The 19,387-nt window shown below is 50.4% G+C and carries 17 protein-coding genes; 14 read left to right on the forward strand and 3 right to left on the reverse strand.

From position 1 onward, the window contains the following. The first annotated feature begins 8 nt into the window (after positions 1 to 8). The 6 genes from ACFSDB_RS03690 (at position 9) to ACFSDB_RS03715 (ending at position 7,974) form a co-directional block, all read left to right on the forward strand. The gene (locus ACFSDB_RS03690; RefSeq protein WP_204890933.1) at positions 9 to 1,853 is read left to right on the forward strand and encodes an asparagine synthetase B family protein; all 1,845 of its coding nucleotides are present in this window, start codon (positions 9 to 11) and stop codon (positions 1,851 to 1,853) included. 279 nt (positions 1,854 to 2,132) lie between these two features. Then, positions 2,133 to 3,023, forward strand: coding sequence for a UTP--glucose-1-phosphate uridylyltransferase GalU (gene galU, locus ACFSDB_RS03695; protein WP_204890932.1), 891 nt, complete (start codon positions 2,133 to 2,135; stop codon positions 3,021 to 3,023). A gap of 17 nt (positions 3,024 to 3,040) precedes the next feature. Next, on the forward strand, positions 3,041 to 4,363 hold the full coding sequence (locus tag ACFSDB_RS03700; protein WP_204890931.1) for a UDP-glucose dehydrogenase family protein: 1,323 nt from the start codon (positions 3,041 to 3,043) through the stop codon (positions 4,361 to 4,363). A gap of 127 nt (positions 4,364 to 4,490) precedes the next feature. Beyond that, positions 4,491 to 5,396: an AEC family transporter gene (locus ACFSDB_RS03705; protein WP_204890930.1), complete on the forward strand. Its 906-nt coding sequence runs from the start codon at positions 4,491 to 4,493 to the stop codon at positions 5,394 to 5,396. Between the two features lie 316 nt (positions 5,397 to 5,712). Next, on the forward strand, positions 5,713 to 6,255 hold the full coding sequence (locus tag ACFSDB_RS03710; RefSeq protein ID WP_204890929.1) for a DUF2179 domain-containing protein: 543 nt from the start codon (positions 5,713 to 5,715) through the stop codon (positions 6,253 to 6,255). 183 nt (positions 6,256 to 6,438) lie between these two features. Then, complete coding sequence (locus ACFSDB_RS03715) at positions 6,439 to 7,974, forward strand: Na/Pi cotransporter family protein (protein ID WP_204890928.1); 1,536 nt, start codon at positions 6,439 to 6,441, stop codon at positions 7,972 to 7,974. An 83-nt stretch (positions 7,975 to 8,057) separates the two neighbouring features. Here the strand turns inward: ACFSDB_RS03715 and ACFSDB_RS03720 are convergent, their stop codons facing one another. After that, a complete protein-coding gene (locus ACFSDB_RS03720) occupies positions 8,058 to 8,453 on the reverse strand; it encodes a DUF2512 family protein (RefSeq protein WP_204890927.1) in 396 nt (131 codons plus the stop codon). 223 nt (positions 8,454 to 8,676) lie between these two features. Between ACFSDB_RS03720 and ACFSDB_RS03725 the strand changes: the two genes are divergently transcribed. The 5 genes from ACFSDB_RS03725 (at position 8,677) to ACFSDB_RS03745 (ending at position 13,095) form a co-directional block, all read left to right on the forward strand. Further along, positions 8,677 to 9,876, forward strand: a complete 1,200-nt coding sequence (locus ACFSDB_RS03725; protein ID WP_204890926.1) for a MalY/PatB family protein — start codon at positions 8,677 to 8,679, stop codon at positions 9,874 to 9,876. A gap of 182 nt (positions 9,877 to 10,058) precedes the next feature. Beyond that, positions 10,059 to 10,256, forward strand: coding sequence for a hypothetical protein (locus tag ACFSDB_RS03730; protein ID WP_204890925.1), 198 nt, complete (start codon positions 10,059 to 10,061; stop codon positions 10,254 to 10,256). A 364-nt stretch (positions 10,257 to 10,620) separates the two neighbouring features. After that, positions 10,621 to 12,072, forward strand: a complete 1,452-nt coding sequence (locus ACFSDB_RS03735) for an amidase family protein (protein ID WP_204890924.1) — start codon at positions 10,621 to 10,623, stop codon at positions 12,070 to 12,072. 314 nt (positions 12,073 to 12,386) lie between these two features. After that, positions 12,387 to 12,614, forward strand: a complete 228-nt coding sequence (locus tag ACFSDB_RS03740) for a YgaP family membrane protein (protein ID WP_204890923.1) — start codon at positions 12,387 to 12,389, stop codon at positions 12,612 to 12,614. Positions 12,615 to 12,672: 58 nt separating this feature from the next. Then, entirely contained in the window at positions 12,673 to 13,095 is a 423-nt protein-coding gene (locus ACFSDB_RS03745) for a CBS domain-containing protein (protein ID WP_204890922.1), read from the forward strand. Between the two features lie 50 nt (positions 13,096 to 13,145). Here the strand turns inward: ACFSDB_RS03745 and ACFSDB_RS03750 are convergent, their stop codons facing one another. Continuing rightward, complete coding sequence (locus ACFSDB_RS03750) at positions 13,146 to 14,504, reverse strand: hypothetical protein (protein WP_204890921.1); 1,359 nt, start codon at positions 14,502 to 14,504, stop codon at positions 13,146 to 13,148. A 282-nt stretch (positions 14,505 to 14,786) separates the two neighbouring features. Further along, on the reverse strand, positions 14,787 to 15,611 hold the full coding sequence (locus tag ACFSDB_RS03755) for an aldo/keto reductase (RefSeq protein WP_204890920.1): 825 nt from the start codon (positions 15,609 to 15,611) through the stop codon (positions 14,787 to 14,789). A gap of 195 nt (positions 15,612 to 15,806) precedes the next feature. Between ACFSDB_RS03755 and ACFSDB_RS03760 the strand changes: the two genes are divergently transcribed. The 3 genes from ACFSDB_RS03760 to ACFSDB_RS03770 all read left to right on the forward strand — a co-directional run bounded on the left by ACFSDB_RS03760 (position 15,807) and on the right by ACFSDB_RS03770 (position 19,382). After that, positions 15,807 to 16,868, forward strand: a complete 1,062-nt coding sequence (locus ACFSDB_RS03760) for an S-layer homology domain-containing protein (RefSeq protein WP_204890919.1) — start codon at positions 15,807 to 15,809, stop codon at positions 16,866 to 16,868. Between the two features lie 244 nt (positions 16,869 to 17,112). Continuing rightward, on the forward strand, positions 17,113 to 18,183 hold the full coding sequence (locus ACFSDB_RS03765) for an S-layer homology domain-containing protein (RefSeq protein ID WP_204890918.1): 1,071 nt from the start codon (positions 17,113 to 17,115) through the stop codon (positions 18,181 to 18,183). Positions 18,184 to 18,323: 140 nt separating this feature from the next. Beyond that, complete coding sequence (locus tag ACFSDB_RS03770; protein WP_377339175.1) at positions 18,324 to 19,382, forward strand: S-layer homology domain-containing protein; 1,059 nt, start codon at positions 18,324 to 18,326, stop codon at positions 19,380 to 19,382. The last annotated feature ends 5 nt before the right edge of the window (positions 19,383 to 19,387 follow it).

Consider the following 19,387-nt stretch of genomic DNA (forward strand, 5'->3'; position numbering starts at 1 on the left):
GGGATAGTATGAGCGATTTTGTTTATTCGAGTAAGAGATTACCGATAGGCAAAATGACTTTCGAAATACAGGCGATTTATGAGGAAGATCTGCCAAAGGTAGAAGAATTTCATGGGAACTGGGGATCGCTGGGAGTAAGCCGGAATCTTTACAACGGATTCCAGCCTTACGAAGATGATGCTTATATTTGCATCGTAATTGGTAGCCCTGTCCTTTTTTTTAGAGACAATCTTTTTTTAGTTTGTGGACCAGATTCTGAAGGAACAATAGCTATTTTCCAGCGATGGCTAAATGACGAAATTAGCTGGGATGAAGATTTAAGTGGGCCTTTTACGGTATTGATTGTGGAAAAGAAGTCAGCTGTTATCCACTGTATTACCGATTTGATGTCATTCATTCCAGTGTTTGCTTACCAGCATTCTGCAGACGTGATGATTTCGACACACGTTGATGTATTAGGAAGAGTAAGCGAACAACAATACAACATTGATATCGTATCACAAGTGGATTTTATCCTACATGGAGTCGTTACCTATCCCTATACAGTGTATCAACGGATCTTTCAACTACAACCAGCTTCTGTCCATTCTGCAAAGGCTAACTCTAAAAAGATAGAGTCTGAGTTTTATTGGATTCCAAAAGAGTCGATGAATTATGCGCGGATAAATGATGCCGCGAATGACATAAGGATAGCTTTGGAAAGTTATGTCTCTCGTGTGACAGAAGGGATGACTGTAATTGCGCAATTCATCAGCGGCGGTGAAGATTCAAGGGCACTTTCCGGTCTCTTGCCGAAAAAATTAAAAAGGGAGGCATTCATTTTTTTGGATGATATGAACCGCGAAGGAAAAAGAGCAAAAAAAGCAGCTGATGCTTACGGAGCACATTTCAATTTAGCGACTAGAAGTAAATTTTTTTACTTAGAGATTCTCCCTTCAAGTACTAAATTAACTGGAAGCGGAGCGGAATACATTCATGCCCATACGCTAAAGTTCTATAAAAGCTGTGGATTGACGGAATATCCTGCCGTATTTGGGGGACTGTATTCCGATGATATATTAAAAGGTGAATGCATTGAAAAAATGATGGAAAAAACTAGGCTCCCTTTCATTCCCCAGATTAAGAGCCGCTTTCCTTCCAGAAGTAATAAAATCAGATGTTCCCTAATGAAAGAAGAAGTGTTGAATGAGTTAAGTCGACGTCGTGAAGCTCATTTAGACTTGGTCAAAAGTTTCCGAGAGAACACTGCTGAAGAGTGGTTTGAATTATGGCCAAGTTCAATGAACTGGGTATTGCCGTCCCTTCATGTAAATCGACGGCTTTTTAGAAGTTATGAACCTTTTATGGCGAATGATATCGTGAAGATAAGTGCTTCTGTTCCGCAAAACTGGAGGCTTAATCGACGCCTTTTCCTTAAAACAACCAAGCCCTATCTAGAACAAGCTAAATGGTTGTTCCATTCAGATGGACGGCTGCCTTACTTTCCTTGGTATATCAATTGCATTATCCAGTCCGGCGTTTGGACCTATCAACAGGTTAGCACAAGAAGCGGATTGGTAAAGGGGTTTCAAGGTCCTTGGGGGGAATGGAGTGCAATCATAAAAAGCCAAGAATATAAAGACCATATTTTGAAGTACGCAAAGGGAATAACTGTGATGTCAGGCGCATTTACAGAAGAAAATACGGAAAAAATTTTTAAGAGCAGGGAATTGACGAGAATGCAGCGTATCAATTTGCTCCAAACGCTATATGGCAATGTGAAAAACATAAATCTAAAAAAAGAAGTGATAGAAGAAAGGAAAACAAATATTGATGCTTTCTTATTGGAAACACAAATTAGATGTAGGGATTGATTGTTCAAAATGATGTAAAAGGGGAAAGTGCTAATCTTCAACTGAATGAGACCATTCAATACGGTGACTTGGTATGGAAAAGAGCATTTATAAAATCAAATTGGAGAAAGAGTTTAATAAACTCAAGTGCAGATCTGTATGGTGTGGGCAATTAAAATAAAATGACATTTAAAATTGGATAATTTTTAAAATTAAACAAAGTAAACTATCCAGCTTTGTTGGTATCAGTAGAATTTACGATATTTACTGAAAAAGTTCTATATTTAAGGAGGTCCTTTAATGTATAGAAAAGTAACTAAAGCAATTATCCCCGCTGCGGGTTTAGGTACGCGTTTTTTACCAGCTACGAAAGCGATGCCAAAGGAAATGCTGCCAATTTTAAATAAACCGACCATTCAATATATTGTAGAAGAAGCGGTGGCATCCGGAATAGAAGAAATTCTCATCGTGACTGGAAAGGGTAAAAGGGCAATTGAAGATCATTTTGATAATAATTTCGAACTCGAAGACAATCTTTTGAAAAAAGGCAAGTTTGAATTATTGAAAGAAGTACGAGCATCTTCGAAAGTAGAAATTCATTATATCCGCCAAAAAGAACCAAAAGGACTGGGTCACGCAGTTTGGACCGCCCGCAAATTCATCGGGAATGAACCATTTGCAGTCCTGCTTGGGGACGACATCGTTTGTTCAGAAGAGCCATGTTTAAAACAATTAATTAATAAATTTAACGAAATGCAGTCGTCCATTGTTGGTGTACAGACCATTCCTGAAGACCAGACACATCGGTATGGAATTATTGAGCCGACGCAAAAAGATGAGCGCTGTTACGGCGTCAGAAATTTTATTGAAAAACCACCGCGAGGGACTACCACTTCCAATTTGGCGATTATGGGACGCTATATTTTAACCCCAGAAATCTTTATGTATTTAGAGGATCAAGAAATTGGGACCGGAGGAGAAGTACAGTTAACCGATGCCATTCAAAAACTGAACAAAATACAAGATGTATATGCGTATGATTTCGAAGGCAAACGATATGATGTTGGAGAAATGATCGGGTTTATCCGGACGACTATCGAATTCGCTTTGGACAATGAAGAATTTAGGGAAGAAGTTGAAGAAATGATGATTGAATTATTAAAAATGAAATCGACGGCTAAAATAATATAGGCCAAGGGGAGAATGACATGAAGATTTCGATAATTGGAACTGGTTACGTTGGCCTCGTAACAGGGGTGACTTTGGCAGAAATAGGACATGAAGTTATTTGTATCGATGTAGATGCCCAAAAAATCGAGAAAATGAAACAAGCGGCCTCCCCTATACATGAACCAGGTCTGAGTGAAATGATGGCAAGAAATATTGCCGTTAAGCGCCTTGCTTTTACTACCAGTCACCAATCAGGTTTTGAAGACGTGGATGTAATTTATATTGCTGTCGGAACACCGGAAAATGAGGACGGTTCTGCTAATTTAATGTATGTCGAACAAGCGGCGAAAGACATTGCTGAAAACGTTGTTGACGATGTTACTGTGGTAATGAAGAGCACAGTCCCTGTCGGTACCAATCATAAAGTCAAAGAGCAGATTTGCAATGCGGTGAAAGGACGTGTCAAGATAGAAATTGTTTCAAATCCGGAATTTTTGAAAGAAGGTTCAGCTATCGAAGATACATTTCTCGGAGACCGTATAGTGATTGGTTCTGACAGTATGGAAGGTGCAATGGTTGTTGCAGCTATTAATGAACCCTTTGGAGTACCAATATATCATACAGATATAAAAAGTGCCGAAATGATCAAATATGCCTCTAATGCATTTTTAGCGACTAAAATCAGCTTTATCAATGAAATATCGAACATCTGCGAATTGGTAGGCGCAAACATCGAGAATGTCGCATCCGGGATGGGCATGGACAACCGCATTGGTAGTCAATTTTTGAAAGCAGGAATCGGTTATGGAGGCTCTTGTTTCCCAAAAGACACCAAAGCCTTAATCCAGATTGCTGGAAACGTGAATTATGAATTTGACCTCTTAAAAGGTGTCGTCAATGTCAATAAGAAACAACAATTGCTGTTGATTGAAAAGCTGAACCAATGCACAGACAAAATAGAAGGCAAGCGGATTGCAGTCCTTGGGCTAGCTTTCAAGCCGAACACCGATGATATGCGAGAAGCGACCTCCATTTTGATTGTTGAAGAACTGATCAGACAAAGAGCGGAAGTGGTCGCTTTCGACCCCATCGCCACTGAGAATGCGAAATCCATACTGCACCCGCTTGTCGTATATGCTGCTTCCGTGGAAGAAGCCGTAGAAGGTAGTGACGCAGCCTTGATCGTGACCGAATGGGAAGAAATTAGAGGGATAAATTTGTCCGTTTTTCAAAAAATGCGACGTCCACTCATAATTGACGGCCGCAACTGCTTCTCTTTAGACTCCATGAAGGAGTATCCGATTGAGTACCATTCTATCGGACGTCCAGCAGTCACAGAAAGCGTGAAGCTTCCATACTAAGAATTGAAATAGTTTCCGTGCCAGGCACAGACACAATTCAGGCTGGTTTTTTGAATCAGCGTTCCGTAGAATGAACGGATAAGGAAAAGTGTCAGTTTTCCTATTCTTTCATCGGATGTGAAGAGTTTTGGTTATTACGGAAATCCTGAACGTGGTCTTGCCGGTATTCCTTTTGCTAGGTGTCGGATTTGTTGTCGGTAAATACATGCTGATCGACTCAAAGTCGGTCTCTGATTTATCAATTTATGTTTTCAGCCCTGCGCTATTCTTTTATTCAGTTTCAACTTCAGAGATGGACATGGCAGATCTCGGCCGAATCGTCTTGTTTTCATTCGGCTTGTTTCTGGTGTTTGGGGTGTTTGTCTTTGCGGCGGGGAAGGTGTTCGGATGGGACAAAGTCTACCAGAATACACTGATGCTCGCGAGCGGATTCCCGAACGCCGGGAACTACGGGCTGCCCATCATCCTATTTGCGTTCGGCGAGGAAGGGGTGGCGATTGGCATCATCTATTTGGTCATGCAATCGCTTTTGATGAATTCAGCCGGAGTGTTTTACGCCTCGAACCATCACGAGATGCCGAAAAAGGACATCTTTTTCCAAGTGCTGCGGATGCCCGGGTTTATTGCCATTTTGCTCGCATTGCTATTGAAGGTTCTGGAGGTTCCGCTGCCGTCGGCGGTTGAGAATGCGACGGGGCTTTTGGGGCAGGCATCGATTCCGACGATGCTGACGCTGCTTGGCATCACGCTCGCATCGATCCGGCTGCAGAACGTGCTGCGTTTTATCTGGACGGCGACAATGTTCAAGCTGGTTGTCTTTCCGCTGATTGCTTTTGGCCTGTTGCTGTTCTTGTATCCGGCTGATGCGCTGGAAGCGAAAGTGCTCCTGGTGGCGGCTGCGACGCCCACTGCCGCAACGACGACTTTGCTCGCCATCAAGTTTGGAATGAACCCGGATATGGTGTCGAGCGCGATGTTCGTCAACACGTTTGCGAGCATTGTGACGATCCCGGTGTTATTGATTGTGCTGTAGGATAGCCATCACTCTAAGGAGTGATGGTTTTTTTGTGCTGAAATGGGGTTGAACGCTCATAGGAAGCCCGAAAACGCTCATAGAACCTGGATAACCGCTCAAAGGAATACGAAAACCGCTGACCGCTCGTAGAGTCCGGAAAACCGCTCATAGTAATAAAACCGCTTTCGATTTTGTCAAAAAGAGGCCATTCAAGACCAAAAAGACCCCCCCAATCGATTCGCCGACATGTTTAATTCCAAACTCAACGGGAAAAGGTACATATCAAAAATATAATAATGGAAAATACATACAACTTAGAAAGAAGGTTTCGCTATTGGACTTACATCCTTTGGTATTAGTAGTGATCATCTTCATGATCAGCATTGTGTATGTGACGCTGTCGACGATTCGGATGATTCTGATGATGAAAGGGTATCGCTATCTGGCCGCGGGGCTATCCGTGCTGGAAGTGATCATCAATATCCTGGGCCTTGGCCTGGTGCTCGACAACATTTCGCAGATCCAGAATTTGATTGCGTACGCTGCTGGCTTTGGTGCGGGAATCGTTGTAGGATCGATGATCGAGGACAAGTTGACGCTCGGGTATGTGACCGCGACGGTCGTGTCGCCGGACAACTCTGACCGCTTGTCGAAGCAATTGCGCGAGCTCGGTTTCGGGGTGACGGACTGGGAAACGAACGGACACGGCGGCCAGCGCCGCTCGCTGCAGATCCTGACGCCGAAAAAACGCGAATTGAAATTGTACCAGACAATCAAGGAGCTGGAGCCGCAGGCATTTGTTGTGGCCAACGATTCGAAGACGATCCACGGCGGTTTCTGGATCCGGACGGTGCGAAAAGGGCGGACAGCGGTTTAAGGCTGATTTTTGCACGCGTCCAATCTTTAGGCGAATAAAAGAACGAGAGCCGGCTTCTTCTACGTGAAGAAGCCGGCTCTTTTTAAGGTTCAAAATAATAGAAAGAATTTTCTGATAAAAATTACTCAATTCCTGTCCTTATCCCTTACACTAGAAGAAAGACCAGGCGGGGAGGCGGAAGCGATGGAGATGGCGGCGGCGCTCATCGGCGGCATCGGTTTGTTTGTGCTCGGCATGGGAATGATGACGGGAGCGTTGAAGGAGCTGGCGGGCGAGTTTATCAAGGACTGGATGAACCGCATTGCCGGCGGGACCGGCCGCGCCATTTTTTCCGGCGCGTTGATCACCGCGATTATCCAGTCGTCGACCGCGGTGACGCTGTTGACGATCGGTTTTGTCAGCGCCGGCTTGCTGCCGTTCCGCCAGTCGATCGGCGTAATTATGGGGGCGAACATCGGCAGCACGAGCACCGGCTGGCTGGTGTCGCTCATAGGCTTCAAGGTGGACCTGCTGGCATGGGCGCTGCCGATCGTCGGATTCGGCGTTCTCGCGCAAGTGGCGCTTAAGAAGCGTTTGTCCGCATACGGCACAGCCCTGGCCGGGTTCGGCTTGCTGTTCCTGGGCGTCGGTGTGCTGCAGACCGGAATGGCGGATCTGCAGGAGGCGGTGTCGTTCGAAGGGCTGACCAATCCCTTCCTGCTGATTGCGATCGGCACGGTGATGACGATCATCATGCAGTCGTCGTCGGTCGCGGTCGCGACGACGCTGACGGCATTGTTCTCGGGCGTCATTGGCTTTGAGCAGGCGGTCTATCTGGTCATCGGCCAGAACATCGGCACGACCTTGACGGCGGTGCTCGCCGCAATCGGAGCAGGTACGGCAGCGAAGCGGGCGGGCCTGACGCACGTACTGTTCAATCTGGGGACAGCGATCCTGGCGGTTCTGCTCGCGCCACTATTGATCGGGGCGACGCGAATAGTCAGCACAGCGCTTTTCGGCACGTTTGACGCCGCAGTCGGCATCGCGATTTTCCATACGCTGTTCAACGTGCTCGGGGTGCTGGCCTTTACAGCGGTGCTGCCATGGTTCGTCCGGCTGCTCGAGTGGCTCGTGCCGGACAAGGGCGATCCGCTGCTGCACCACTTGGACGCACGATCGGTCGGCATCCCGGAAGTCGCACTCGAAGCCGCGCACCGTACCATCCAGCTGATTTTGTCGGACCTGTTCGGCTTGGCACGCGCGATGCTCGCTGGCGGGGAAGCAGACGAAGCCCGGATTGCCCGTCTGCACGACGCGGCGATGCAGGTGCGGACGTTCCTTGCAAAGATCGAGACGATGTCGCCGGAAGTGTTCAACCGCCACGTCCAGATTCTGCACACGCTCGACCATATCGACCGGCTCCTGCAAGTGCTCAGCGAACCGGCCGCAAAGGCAGCGGACCAGCTCCATCCAGGCCTTGCCGAGCGTTGGCTGCCACTTCTGGAATCGGCTGAGAAGCGTATCCGGGATGACAAGCAGCTGCCGGGGCTGATCACAGAACTTGGCGACGCCTCAGCAGCGATGGCCGACCACCGCAAAGTCCGGCGCGATGAATACTTCATGCGCGCCGCGAAATCCGGGGCGGAACTGGACCTCGTGCTGAAAAAAGTCGAAGCGCTTCTGTGGTACGACGGCGTGCTTTACCATTTCTGGCGGGCGGTAGCCCGGCTGGGGGAATAAAACCAGATACTGCACACAACTAAAACGGCGAAACAGCCGGTCCCAAAAGGAACCGGCTGTTTCGTCTGCGTTATGGGCAAAATTCACCCTGTCTTGTAATTATTGTACCCGGCCATGACTTTGTAGTCGACGTATTTGTGGAAGAACCATTCTCCGGCTGTCAAGACGAGCGCCGCAATCAGGGCAGGTGCCACCATTTCGGACATCGTGCCGCTTAGGATCTGGCCGATCAGCCAGATGAGCAGGAACGCGGTGACAAAATCGACGAACGACGCGATGCTGTTGCGCGTCGACTGGTCCTCGGGCTTTCCGGCGTGCAGGAAAATCAGCAGATCGCCCATGACGTAGGAGACGGCGGTCACTGCCAGGCTGATCAGCAAGGTGTCGACTAGCGGCACGTCGAAGGCCCAAGTCAGGACGATGAGCAGGACAGCGGCGACCATGACGAACTTGATGATGAATGCAATAACGTGGTTCATGCGTTTCCCTCCTTTTTGAAAGTTCTTGTTATTGGAAATGTACCCGTTTTGTGAAGGATTAAGCGGTTCACACAAAGAAAATAGTGTGAGTGGTTTTATTCCAAAAAGGGTCCGGTGTACCCGTGAATTTATTGGAAACTGATGTGGGCCTGAGCAGGAAACCGGGTATGCAGGGAATAGATGCGTTACGATATCCATATGAATCAGGAAAGGATGATGGACAATGAAATACAATTTTGATGAAGCGGTTAACCGGAAAGGCACGTATTCACTGAAGTGGGACGGCGGCGAGCTGATCAAGGAGTTCGGCATCACCGACCGGTTTGACGAGGATACGATCCCGCTGTTTACGGCCGATATGGATCTGCCGGTTCCGCAGCCGCTGATCGAGGCGCTACATAAAACGGTCGACCACCGCATTTTCGGCTATTCGGTGTTCCCCGACGAATATTTCGATTCAATCATCCATTGGCTCGACAAGCGCCACGGATGGAAGGTCAAAAAAGAAGAGATCGTCTACAGCCCCGGGACGGTGCATGCGTTGAACGTCGCGGTGAAGGCGTTCACGAAGCCTGGCGACGGCATCATCATCCAGCGGCCGGTCTACCCGCCGTTCACCGGCGCGATCGAAGGCAACGACCGGAAAGTCGTCAACAATGCGCTCGTTTTGGGCGAGAACAACTATTACACGATCGACTTCGAGGATTTCGAGGAAAAGGCGAAAGATGAGCACACGACGATGTTCATCCTGTGCCATCCGCACAACCCGAGCGGCCGTGTGTTTACGCCGGATGAGCTGAAGAAGCTCGCGGATATCTGCCGCCGCCATAATGTCTTGATTGTTGCAGACGAAATCCACGGCGACTTGGTGCGCATCGGGCAGGAATTCGTACCGATGGCAAAAGCGGTTGAAGACGCAAGCAACATCATCACATTTACAGCGATCAATAAAACCTTCAACTTGGCTGGGCTTCATTGTACGAACGCTGTTATTACGGATGAAGAGCTGCGCACTACATTTGCGACCGAGATGGGCATGCAGCTGCCGTCGCCGTTCACCGTATCGGCGTTGATCTCTGTCTACAACGACGGCGACGAATGGCTCGAGCAGCTGAAGGAATACATCGACGGCACCATGGACTTTACGATCGAGTTTCTGGCTGAGCACATGCCGAAAGTGAAAGCCTATATCCCGGAAGGCACCTACATCATGTGGCTCGATTTCAGCGGCTACGGCATTTCCGCCGATGAGATCCACGACCGCATCTACAACAAGGCGAACGTCGTCCTCGAAGACGGCAAGATGTTCGGCGAGGAAGGCGAGATGTTCCAACGCATCTGCCTGCCGTCGCCGCGCCCGCTGATCCAGGAAGCATTAGAGCGGATTGCACGGGAGTTCGAGGATTTGGAAGAAGGAAAATAAATGTTGATAGCCCGGTCTGATGGAGCTTTTCCATCGGAGCGGGCTATTTTTATTTGTTGATAGAAAAAATGGAGTTCAGCTAAAGGGATTTCCAGAATTTTGTAGAATTTTTAACTTGAATAGATTTATCTCCTAGTAAAAAAAATTAGTCAAGCGTTGTTAGAGGAGAAAAGGAGGAAGATTTGAGGACTTTTTTACAGTATTTAATTTTCAATATTGCTTTGATCCTCTTCCATGTATTCATGTATTTTGTCAGTGTGATGGGCATAGGGGGAGGGACGGGGCAGGAGCCGAGAAATGAAGTTTTCATCAGCCTCCTGATTGTTGCTGCTATCGGAGCGTCGCCCAATCTGCTGCTTCTGCTCAACGCCTTACTATGAAAAGTACATATTCTGGAGAACGTTCTCTGGACAGCTGTTTTTTCAATCGTTGTCATGGCGGCATACCTTTATCTTTTTTGGCCGGTGATCCAATCGCGGCCTTTGTGAAATCTCTTAGCTGTTAAGATCTTCGTCCACGCGCCTTCCGCTCTCCGTGAAAACGGAAAAGAGAAAGGCGCTTTTTTATTTGTGATGAATGAAACGTGTTTAGCCCACCCCGGAAAAAGGAATAATCCTGTAGTATTCAAAATTATCATAAACATTTTGTTTCTATTACCGAAATAAATTCATATAATTGAAAGTATAGCGGAGCACACAATGCGCATCTGCTCGAAATCCTTTGGAAAGAAGAGGCGAGAATCCCATGGACAAAACAACTTTCGAAATAGAGGAAACAACCATCCACGATATCCAGCAGGCTTTCGGAACAGGCGAATTGACATCAGTTGAACTTGTTCAAGCGTTTTTGGACCGCATCGAAACGTACGATAAGAACGGGCCGAAAATCAATTCGGTGCTGTCGCTCAATCCGGATGCGCTGAAGATTGCGGGAGAACTGGATAGCATGCGCGGGCAGGACGGGCAAGGGGATCTTTACGGCATCCCGGTCCTATTGAAAGACAATATCGAAACGACCGACGACATGCCGACGACGGCTGGGGCGATTGCGCTGAAGGACAATTTCGCGCGGGATGATTCGTTCATCGCCGCGCGGCTGCGCCAGGCAGGCGCAATCATCCTCGGCAAAGTGAACATGAGCGAATGGGCGTATTTCATGTCGAAGGACGGCCCGAGCGGCTACAGCGGGCTTGGCGGACAGGTGCATAATCCGTACGGAGTCGACCGCTTTGAGGCAGGCAGCGTCGGCGGCTCGAGTTCCGGTACCGGTGCTGCGATTGCATCGAACTTCGCTGTGGTCGGCATCGGAACGGAAACGTCGGGTTCGATTTTGAGCCCGGCAAGCTCCACATCGATTGTCGGCATCAAACCGACGGTCGGCCTGATCAGCCGCGCCGGCATCATTCCGCTCGCGGAAAGCCAGGACACGCCGGGGCCGATGGCGCGCACCGTCGCGGATGCGGCGATCACGCTTGGCGCGTTGACGGGCGTAGACGAACGGGATTTGGCGACACAGAAAAGTGAAGGCAAATTTTTGACCGATTACACGCCGCATCTGAAAGCGGACGGCCTGAAAGGCGCACGCATCGGCGTCGATGTGACGTTCTTGAATGACGCCGAACCGGACGAACGGGCGATCATGGACCAGGCGATGGCGGACCTGGAAGCGCTCGGTGCAGTCATCGTCGAAATGACGATTCCGGTCGAGGAATTCCATTCGGACGTATTATGGTACGAGTTCAAGCGCGGCATCAATGCCTACTTGAAAGGCTTGTCGGATGACGTTCCGGTGAAGTCGCTTGAGGAACTGATCGCGTTCAACAAAGAGGACCCGGAAGTCCGGATGAAATTCGGCCAGGCCGAACTCGAAAAAACCCAGATGATGAGCGAGGATCCGGCGGATACGACGTATCTGCTGCACCGCGCGACCGATCTGAAGATTTCGGCAGAAAAAGGCATCGATGCGGCGATGGCGGAGCATGACTTGGACGCGCTCCTATTCCAGAACAACCGCGGTGCCGCCATGCCGGCAAAAGCGGGCTATCCGTCGATCACCGTTCCGGGCGGCTACACAGGGACCGGCATGCCGGTCGGCGTGACGTTCAGCGGCCTCGCCTGGAGCGAACCGCGACTGATCGAACTCGCTTACGCCTATGAGCAGACCTCGAAAAAGCGCAAAGCGCCTGTATTTGAATAAAACCTATCATGACAGCAGCCCTCTATTTTTTGAGGACTGTTTTTATTTGGCCGGGCAGGTTGGGTGAACGCTCATCACGAGTGGCTGAACGCTCATAACATTCGGCTGAACGCTCATCGCAGATGGTTCAACGCTCATAACGAACGGTCGAACGCTCATCGCATGCCAGCCACAAAAATGAGTAGAACCAACATCCTAAAAAGAGAGATTTTATTCCATCAATTTGAAGCGACCATCGAATGCTCCGGAGCGGTTTAGCCCGTCCCGGAACGGGAACTGTATAGGTAATGATTTGGAAAAAGGAGGCGAGGACGATGAAGAAGAATATCGGTACCATCAACTCGATGATGCGCATTTCCGGCGGACTGACGCTGCTCGCATGGTCGATCGCCAAGATGGCGAAGGAGGAGCCGATCGGCGGCCAGATGTTTTTGGCATTCATGGGGGCACAAAAAGTCGCTGAAGGCGTAACGAATTACTGTCCGATGACGGACATGTTCGGGTTGGACAAAAAACCGGTGCAGAAGCCGATTACGATGTAGATTTCACGCAAGCCCAAACATGCAGCTGAATGAAAAATAAAAGGAGGCATCATCAATCATGAAAGTGACGGACATTATGACAGCCCAAGTGGAAACATGCACAACGGAAACACCGATCCAGGAAGTGGCAGTGCAAATGGTGAATCTTGACGTCGGGTCGATTCCGGTCACCGACAACGGGAAATTGGCGGGCATCATCACTGACCGGGATATTGTGACGCGGGGCGTCGCGGCGCAAGTGCCGTTCGATGCACCGGTCGGGCAGATCCTATCGAAGAACCCGGTCACCGGTTCGCCTGATATGGACGTGGAGGAGGCTGCGGAATTGATGGCCGCTAACCAGATACGCCGGCTGCCGATCGTCGATGGGGATCAAGTGGTCGGCATCGTTTCGCTCGGCGATATTGCGGTGAAAGACCCGTCCGATCAGCACGCAGGGGAAGCGATCGAGGAAATCTCCAAGCCTTCTGAGCAGGATTGATGAAAAAAGCTAAAACAGCCGTTCTGGAAAAAAATCCAGGACGGCTGTTTTTATTGACTGAAGAGGTACAGCAGCACAATCGCCGCGTAGCACATCACCCAAAGCATCGCGGCGAAACCGGCGTTGTACTTCAGACTAATCTCAAACGGGCTCCGGCGGCTGAGCGCGGCAAGCAGCAGGTTCAAGCCGGAAAACGGCGAGACGAGGGTTGTCGCCATCCAGCTCGAAAGCAGCCCGAGGCTCAAATAGAAATGGTCATCGGCAAACAGCGGTGCATCGCTCAGCGTGATGGCGAGTATCGTCGCCGTGATGACCGGATGGAGCCCGAGCAGCGCCGGGATGACCATGAGCGCGAGCATCAACGGAATCAACAGCAAGACGTTCGTAATGTTCAGCGCATTGAGCAAGGTAACGATCCATTCGTCGGCGCCGTTGTTCAGGAGCGCCGTGCCGAATGCGCCGGCGATGATGAACAGCGACAGCTCATTGCCCATGCCGGGAACGCGCGCATCGAAGAACGCCCGGTAATTGCGAATGAGCTGTTGGCGTGTCGAGAAGAACAGCGACCAGAGGAACGACATGACGATGGCGACAAGCGGAATGACTGTCAGGACGGACAGGCCGGTCACTTTCTCGCTGATCATGATAATCGCCGTGATCAGGCCGATGACCCCGGCGAGTTCTGCAACCTTCTGCTTTGCGCGGTGCAATTCCAACGCGTCCGGCAGCGGCGCATCCCTTGGAATCGGCTTAGCAGATCTGCGTTCGAGCAGATAGCCGCTTCCCATGATGAGGAATGTCAGCACGATGCCGACCGGAAACAGCTGCAGCCACGTAACATCGAAATACGCCAGTACCAGGCCGACCGAGATGAAATAAGGTGACCACAGGAACGCCAGGACGAAGCCGCGGATCATCGCCTTGACGCGCAGCATCGTGTACGGCTCAAACGACGGCGTATCGGTCAGCTGGTAGAGGATCGGGATCGAGCCGATGTTCATGACGCCGCCGATGCTGCCGGCGGTCAAAGTGGAGAATAAATACAGCCCGTCCGTTCGCTTGATGTAATACGAAAAAATGACTTCTATGTACGTCAGGTAATTGCCTTGGCGTATCGGAATAGCAAGGAGCGGAACGAAAATGAAGATGGCAAGGACATTGGCATTCGTCTGCAGGCCGATGAAGAACGCGTGCAGGCCTTGTGCGCTCAAATCCATCGCCAGTGCGCCGACGGTAAGGGCGAGGATCAGCACTTTCGGCACCGTCTTCAAGTATGGAAAAAACGATAGCAGCGCAATCAGCGCAAAAAAGCTGATAAAGGCCTCAGCGTAAAGGAACGGAAAAAAGATGGAGATCAGGTAAGTGCCGCCCATCAAGAGTGTGCTGAGCGGCCGCAGGATCGGTTTCATGGCAGGAGCTCCTTCTGTGTTGGTCTCTTCAGTTTGCCAGAAAAAAGGGGAGCCGTCTTTTAAAAGGGCTTTTATTGGAATGAATCGGGTTGGGGGAGTGGAGAAAAGGAGAGGGGGATGGGCTGAATGATCATAGAAACCGGTTGAGCGCTCATAGAACTCGGAAAAGCGCTCATAGTGCCGCGAAAAGTGATCATAGAACTGCGGAAACCGCTCATAGAACCCCTAACCCCTGAAATGAAAACAGGCTGCCGGGAAAATCTCCCGGCAGCCTGTCCAATTTTACCGCACGTGCATTTCGTTCGGGTGAGACCCTTTGCGGCGGTCTTTGTTCAACTCGTTGATCGCATCCATTTCATCTGTCGAAAGCTCGAAATCGAAGACTTGGAAATTCTCTTCGATGCGCGATGGCGTAACGGATTTCGGGATGACGATTGTGTTGTTCTGGAGGTGCCAGCGCAATACGACTTGTGCCGGCGATTTGCCGTGCGCTTCGGCGATCCGTTTCACCGTGTCGTCCGAAAGCACTTCGCCGCCCTGATCAAGCGGGCTCCAAGCTTCCACGAAAATGTCGTGCTTCGCGCAGAATTCCTTCAGTTCGTTCTGTGCCAAATACGGGTGGCATTCGATCTGGTTGAGCACCGGGACCACGTCGCATTCATCGAGCAGGCGCTGAAGATGCTCAATCTCGAAGTTGCAGACGCCGATCGCTTTGACGCGGCCATCGTTATACAGTTTTTCCATCGCCTTGTATGTATCGACGAATTGGTCGAATTCCGGTGTCGGCCAGTGAATCAGATACAAATCGACATAATCGAGGCCGAGGCGCTCGAGGCTTTCTTCATAAGCACGAAGTGTAGCGTCATAACCCTGGTCGCTGTTCCACACTTTCGTCGTGATGAAAAGCTCTTCACGCGGAACGCCCGCTTCCTTGATCGCTTTCCCGACGCCTTTTTCATTTTGGTAGATCATCGCTGTATCGATCGACCGGTAGCCCGACTTGATCGCTTTAAGCACCGCATCCGTCGCTTCGTCGTCCGGCACTTGCCAAACCCCGAATCCCAGCTGCGGCATCTGAAGGCCATTGTTCAATGTAATATGATCCATTTCGCATTTCTCCTTTTTCCTGAAATTTCGTGTGCCTTAGTAAATACCCTTCCTTCATTGTACATAATCCTAAAGCGGAGTTGAAATAAAAGAAGCTAATATAATCTGATTCTTCTAATATTTTTATATTTTTATCAAGTTTTTATTGTTAAACTGAAAGTACAAGAAAAAACGAACGAGAAAAGGGGTAGAGCCATGAAAAAACTGTTTGCGCCCATTGCCATCTTGCTGTCGCTGTTTCTTCTGGTCCCAGTCCAAGCGGCGCCGCCGGATCTGCCGGCGAGCCATACGTTTTATGAGGAAATGAATTACCTGATCGACAAAGGCGTCATCGAAGGGGAGGCGGACGGCAGCGTCAAACCTGACCGGCCGGTTACCCGTGCCGAAGCGGCCATTATGATTGCCCGCTTGAAGGGCTTGAGCGGCACCCAGCAGGCGACGCGTTTCAGCGACGTGCCGAAGACTCATTTTGCGAGCGGTTTTATTGCTGAAGCGGTGAAGGCGGGCTACCTGACCGGCTATACCGACGGAACGTACAAGCCGGATGCGCCGATCATCCGCGGCGACATGGCAATTGTGCTCGCGCGCGTCTTCAACCTTGGCCTCGGTTTCCAGAACGGCTTCAAGGACGTGTCGCCGAACATGATGGCGTATGATTCGGTTAATCTCATCATTGCAGCGAACATCACCGCTGGCTATCCCGACAATACGTTCCGGCCGAAAGCCCGAGTGACGCGCGGCCAGTTTGCGGCGTTCATCGCGCGCGGACTTGAGCCGAAGTTCAAGAACGATGCGGCGATCCCCGGTTCTTACATGAAAGACAAGACGAAGACCTATACGTACCGCATGGCTGACGGCGCGTCGGCGGTGCACCGCTTTGTTGATGTGCCGGACCGTGGAAATCTCGCGTACGGCTTTATGTGGACCGTGGAGTACGGCGGTGAAACCGGTGAGTATGCGGAACTTGAGAACTACCGCTTTATTGCATTCGGCTGGCCGTATTCGGAATACGACATTGCGCTCCCTTACCCGGTCGTTGCCGGCAAGAAGTTTGATACGTTCAACGGCGACGAAAGCCAAGTCAACACCATCACCGCTGTCAATAAAACGGTCGCCACCCGCTACAAGACCTTCACCAACGCGACGGAAGTGACGACGTATGACGGCACGCGCTATTACATGGTGCCGGGACAGTCGACGGTGAAGACGGTCAACGCAGCGGGGAAAGTGGTCTTTGAATTGATTTCAGTGAAATGATGGAGGGGCCTTCCGGAGTGAGGGCTCTTTTTTAGTGGAGAGATGGCACAGAATCGTATTTTAACCTTCGTCGTGCGTATTTTAACTTTTGCTGAGCGTATTTTAACCTTCGTCGTGCGTATTTTAACATTAGCTGAGCATATTTCTTCCCGGCTCCCGCCGATCTGAAAAACACCTAGTATATTTGGTAATTTTTTGATAACATGAAAATAAGATAGAAAAATCAGAAAAAAGGAGTGGTGACATGAAAAGAAAGCTTTTTGCCGCACTGGTTTTATTGCTTTCGCTGATGTTGTTGGCGCCTTCTGCCCTCGCTGCACCGGATCTTTCGGAAGATCACCGGTTCTATGACGAAATCACCTATTTGATGGACAAGGGAATTGTTACAGGCTACTCGAACGGCACTGTCCAGCCGGACCGAGTGGTGACGCGCGCCGAAGCGGCCATCATGATCGGCCGGCTGAAAGGCTTCAGCGGTGAGCAAGTTGCGACGCCGTTCAGCGATGTGCCGAGCGGGCATATTGCGAGCGGCTATATCGCTGAATCGGTGGAAGCGGGCTTGCTGTCGGGCTATCCGAACGGGACCTATCAGCCGGACGCACCGATCATCCGCGGCGACATGGCGATCATTTTGCAGCGTGTGTTCAACCTCGGCATGCGGATGGACGAGGAATTCACCGACGTGTCCCACAACATGAAAGCGTACTGGCCGATTGAGAACCTCCTCGCGGCGAGCATCACAATCGGCTATCCGGATGGCACGTTCCGGCCGCTCGACAATGTGACGCGCGGCCAATTCTCGGCATTCCTCGCGCGCGGCTTAGAGCCGAAGTTCCAGAACGACGCAAGGATCCCCGATTCCTACCTTCGGGATAAGACGAAAACCTATGTCATGACCGGAAGCGGCGATACGCTGACCTACGTCTACAAAAAGCATTCGCTGAATGAGGGCATGGCACCGGAATTCATGTGGGTCGTTTCATCGAAAGCGGGCAGCCTGGATTCGGCGATCGTCGAGCGGGAGAGCTTCACATCTTACAAGCTTGGCTTCCCGTACTCTGAGACGTACGATAACCTGGCGTACCCGGTGGTCCAAGGCAAAACCTTCCTCGTAGCCAATGAAGGCGGAGAGCCGGAGCGGCGGACGATCACGGCAGTCAATAAAACCGTCGCCACCCCGTACAAAACATTCACCAACGCGACGGAAGTGACGGGCGGGAATGGCATGAAGTATTACTACGCCAGAGGGCACGGCCCGATCAAGACGCTCGACCCGAACGGTGCCGTCATTTTTGAACTTGCGGATATCCACTGACGGCTTCACCCCCCTCTTTTTTGAAAGAGGGGCTTTTTATTTTATTCCAAATACCTGTTATTAATTCCATTATTTTCTATCAATCCTGTATTCTTATTGTTAGAATTAAGTGGAAGCTTATTTATGAAGGAGGATGTCCATTGAAACAAAAATTGACCACTATCTTTGCAGTACTGATGTCGCTGGTTTTATTCGCTCCGTCGGTTTTTGCCGCGGCAGATTTGCCGGAGGACCACAGATTCTATGAGGAAATGACGTACTTGCTCGACAAAGGCGTCATCACCGGCTACTCGAACGGGACGGTCCAGCCGGACAAACCGGTGACGCGCGCGGAAGCGGCGATCATGATCGGCCGCTTGAAAGGGTTCGATGGCGAGCAGAAGGCGACGCCATTCAGCGACGTGCCGAAAGGGCATATTGCGAGCGGCTATATCGCCGAAGCGGCGGCAGCGGGCTTGCTGTCGGGCTATCCGAACGGCACTTACAACCCGGACGCGCCGATTGTCCGCGGCGACATGGCGATCATCCTCGACCGCATGTTCCGTTTGGAATTCCGCTTGCCTGAAGATTTCCGTGACGTTACGCCAGGCATGAAAGCGCACGGCGCCATCGAGCGCATTTTGGCGGCGCACATCACAATCGGATACGCGGATCACACGTTCCGCCCTGCTGCGAAAGTGACGCGCGGCTCGTTCGCAGCATTCCTTGCGCGCGGCTTGGAGCCGAAATTCAAGAACGACGCCAAGATCCCGCATTCATACCTGCGCGACATGACGAAGACGTATACGTACAATTCGCCACAAGGCCTCAAAACCGACCGGTACATCGATGTGCCGGACAAAAACGGCTTGCGCTACGGATTCATGTGGACAGAGGAAGTCGCCGGCAAGACCACGCCGTACCTGATGTTCGAAAACTACAGCGAACTTGGCAGCGGCTTGCCGTATTCCGAAGGCTTCGTTGTGCTTGACTACCCGGCGGTCAAAGGGCAGGTATTCTATAATCCGGCCGGGGATCATTTGGATATGTATATCATTTCAGGCATCAATGAAACCGTCGGAACCCCTTACAAGACCTTCACTAATGCGGTTGTTGTTGGTGATGGAAGAACAACTTATTACATGGTCGAAGGCTACGGCAATGTCAAGACGATCGACCGCGAAGGAAACGTACTGCATGAACTGGTGGATGTGAAATAAAAACA

Source organism: Planococcus chinensis (genome assembly GCF_042681545.1).
Classification (GTDB): domain Bacteria; phylum Bacillota; class Bacilli; order Bacillales_A; family Planococcaceae; genus Planococcus; species Planococcus chinensis.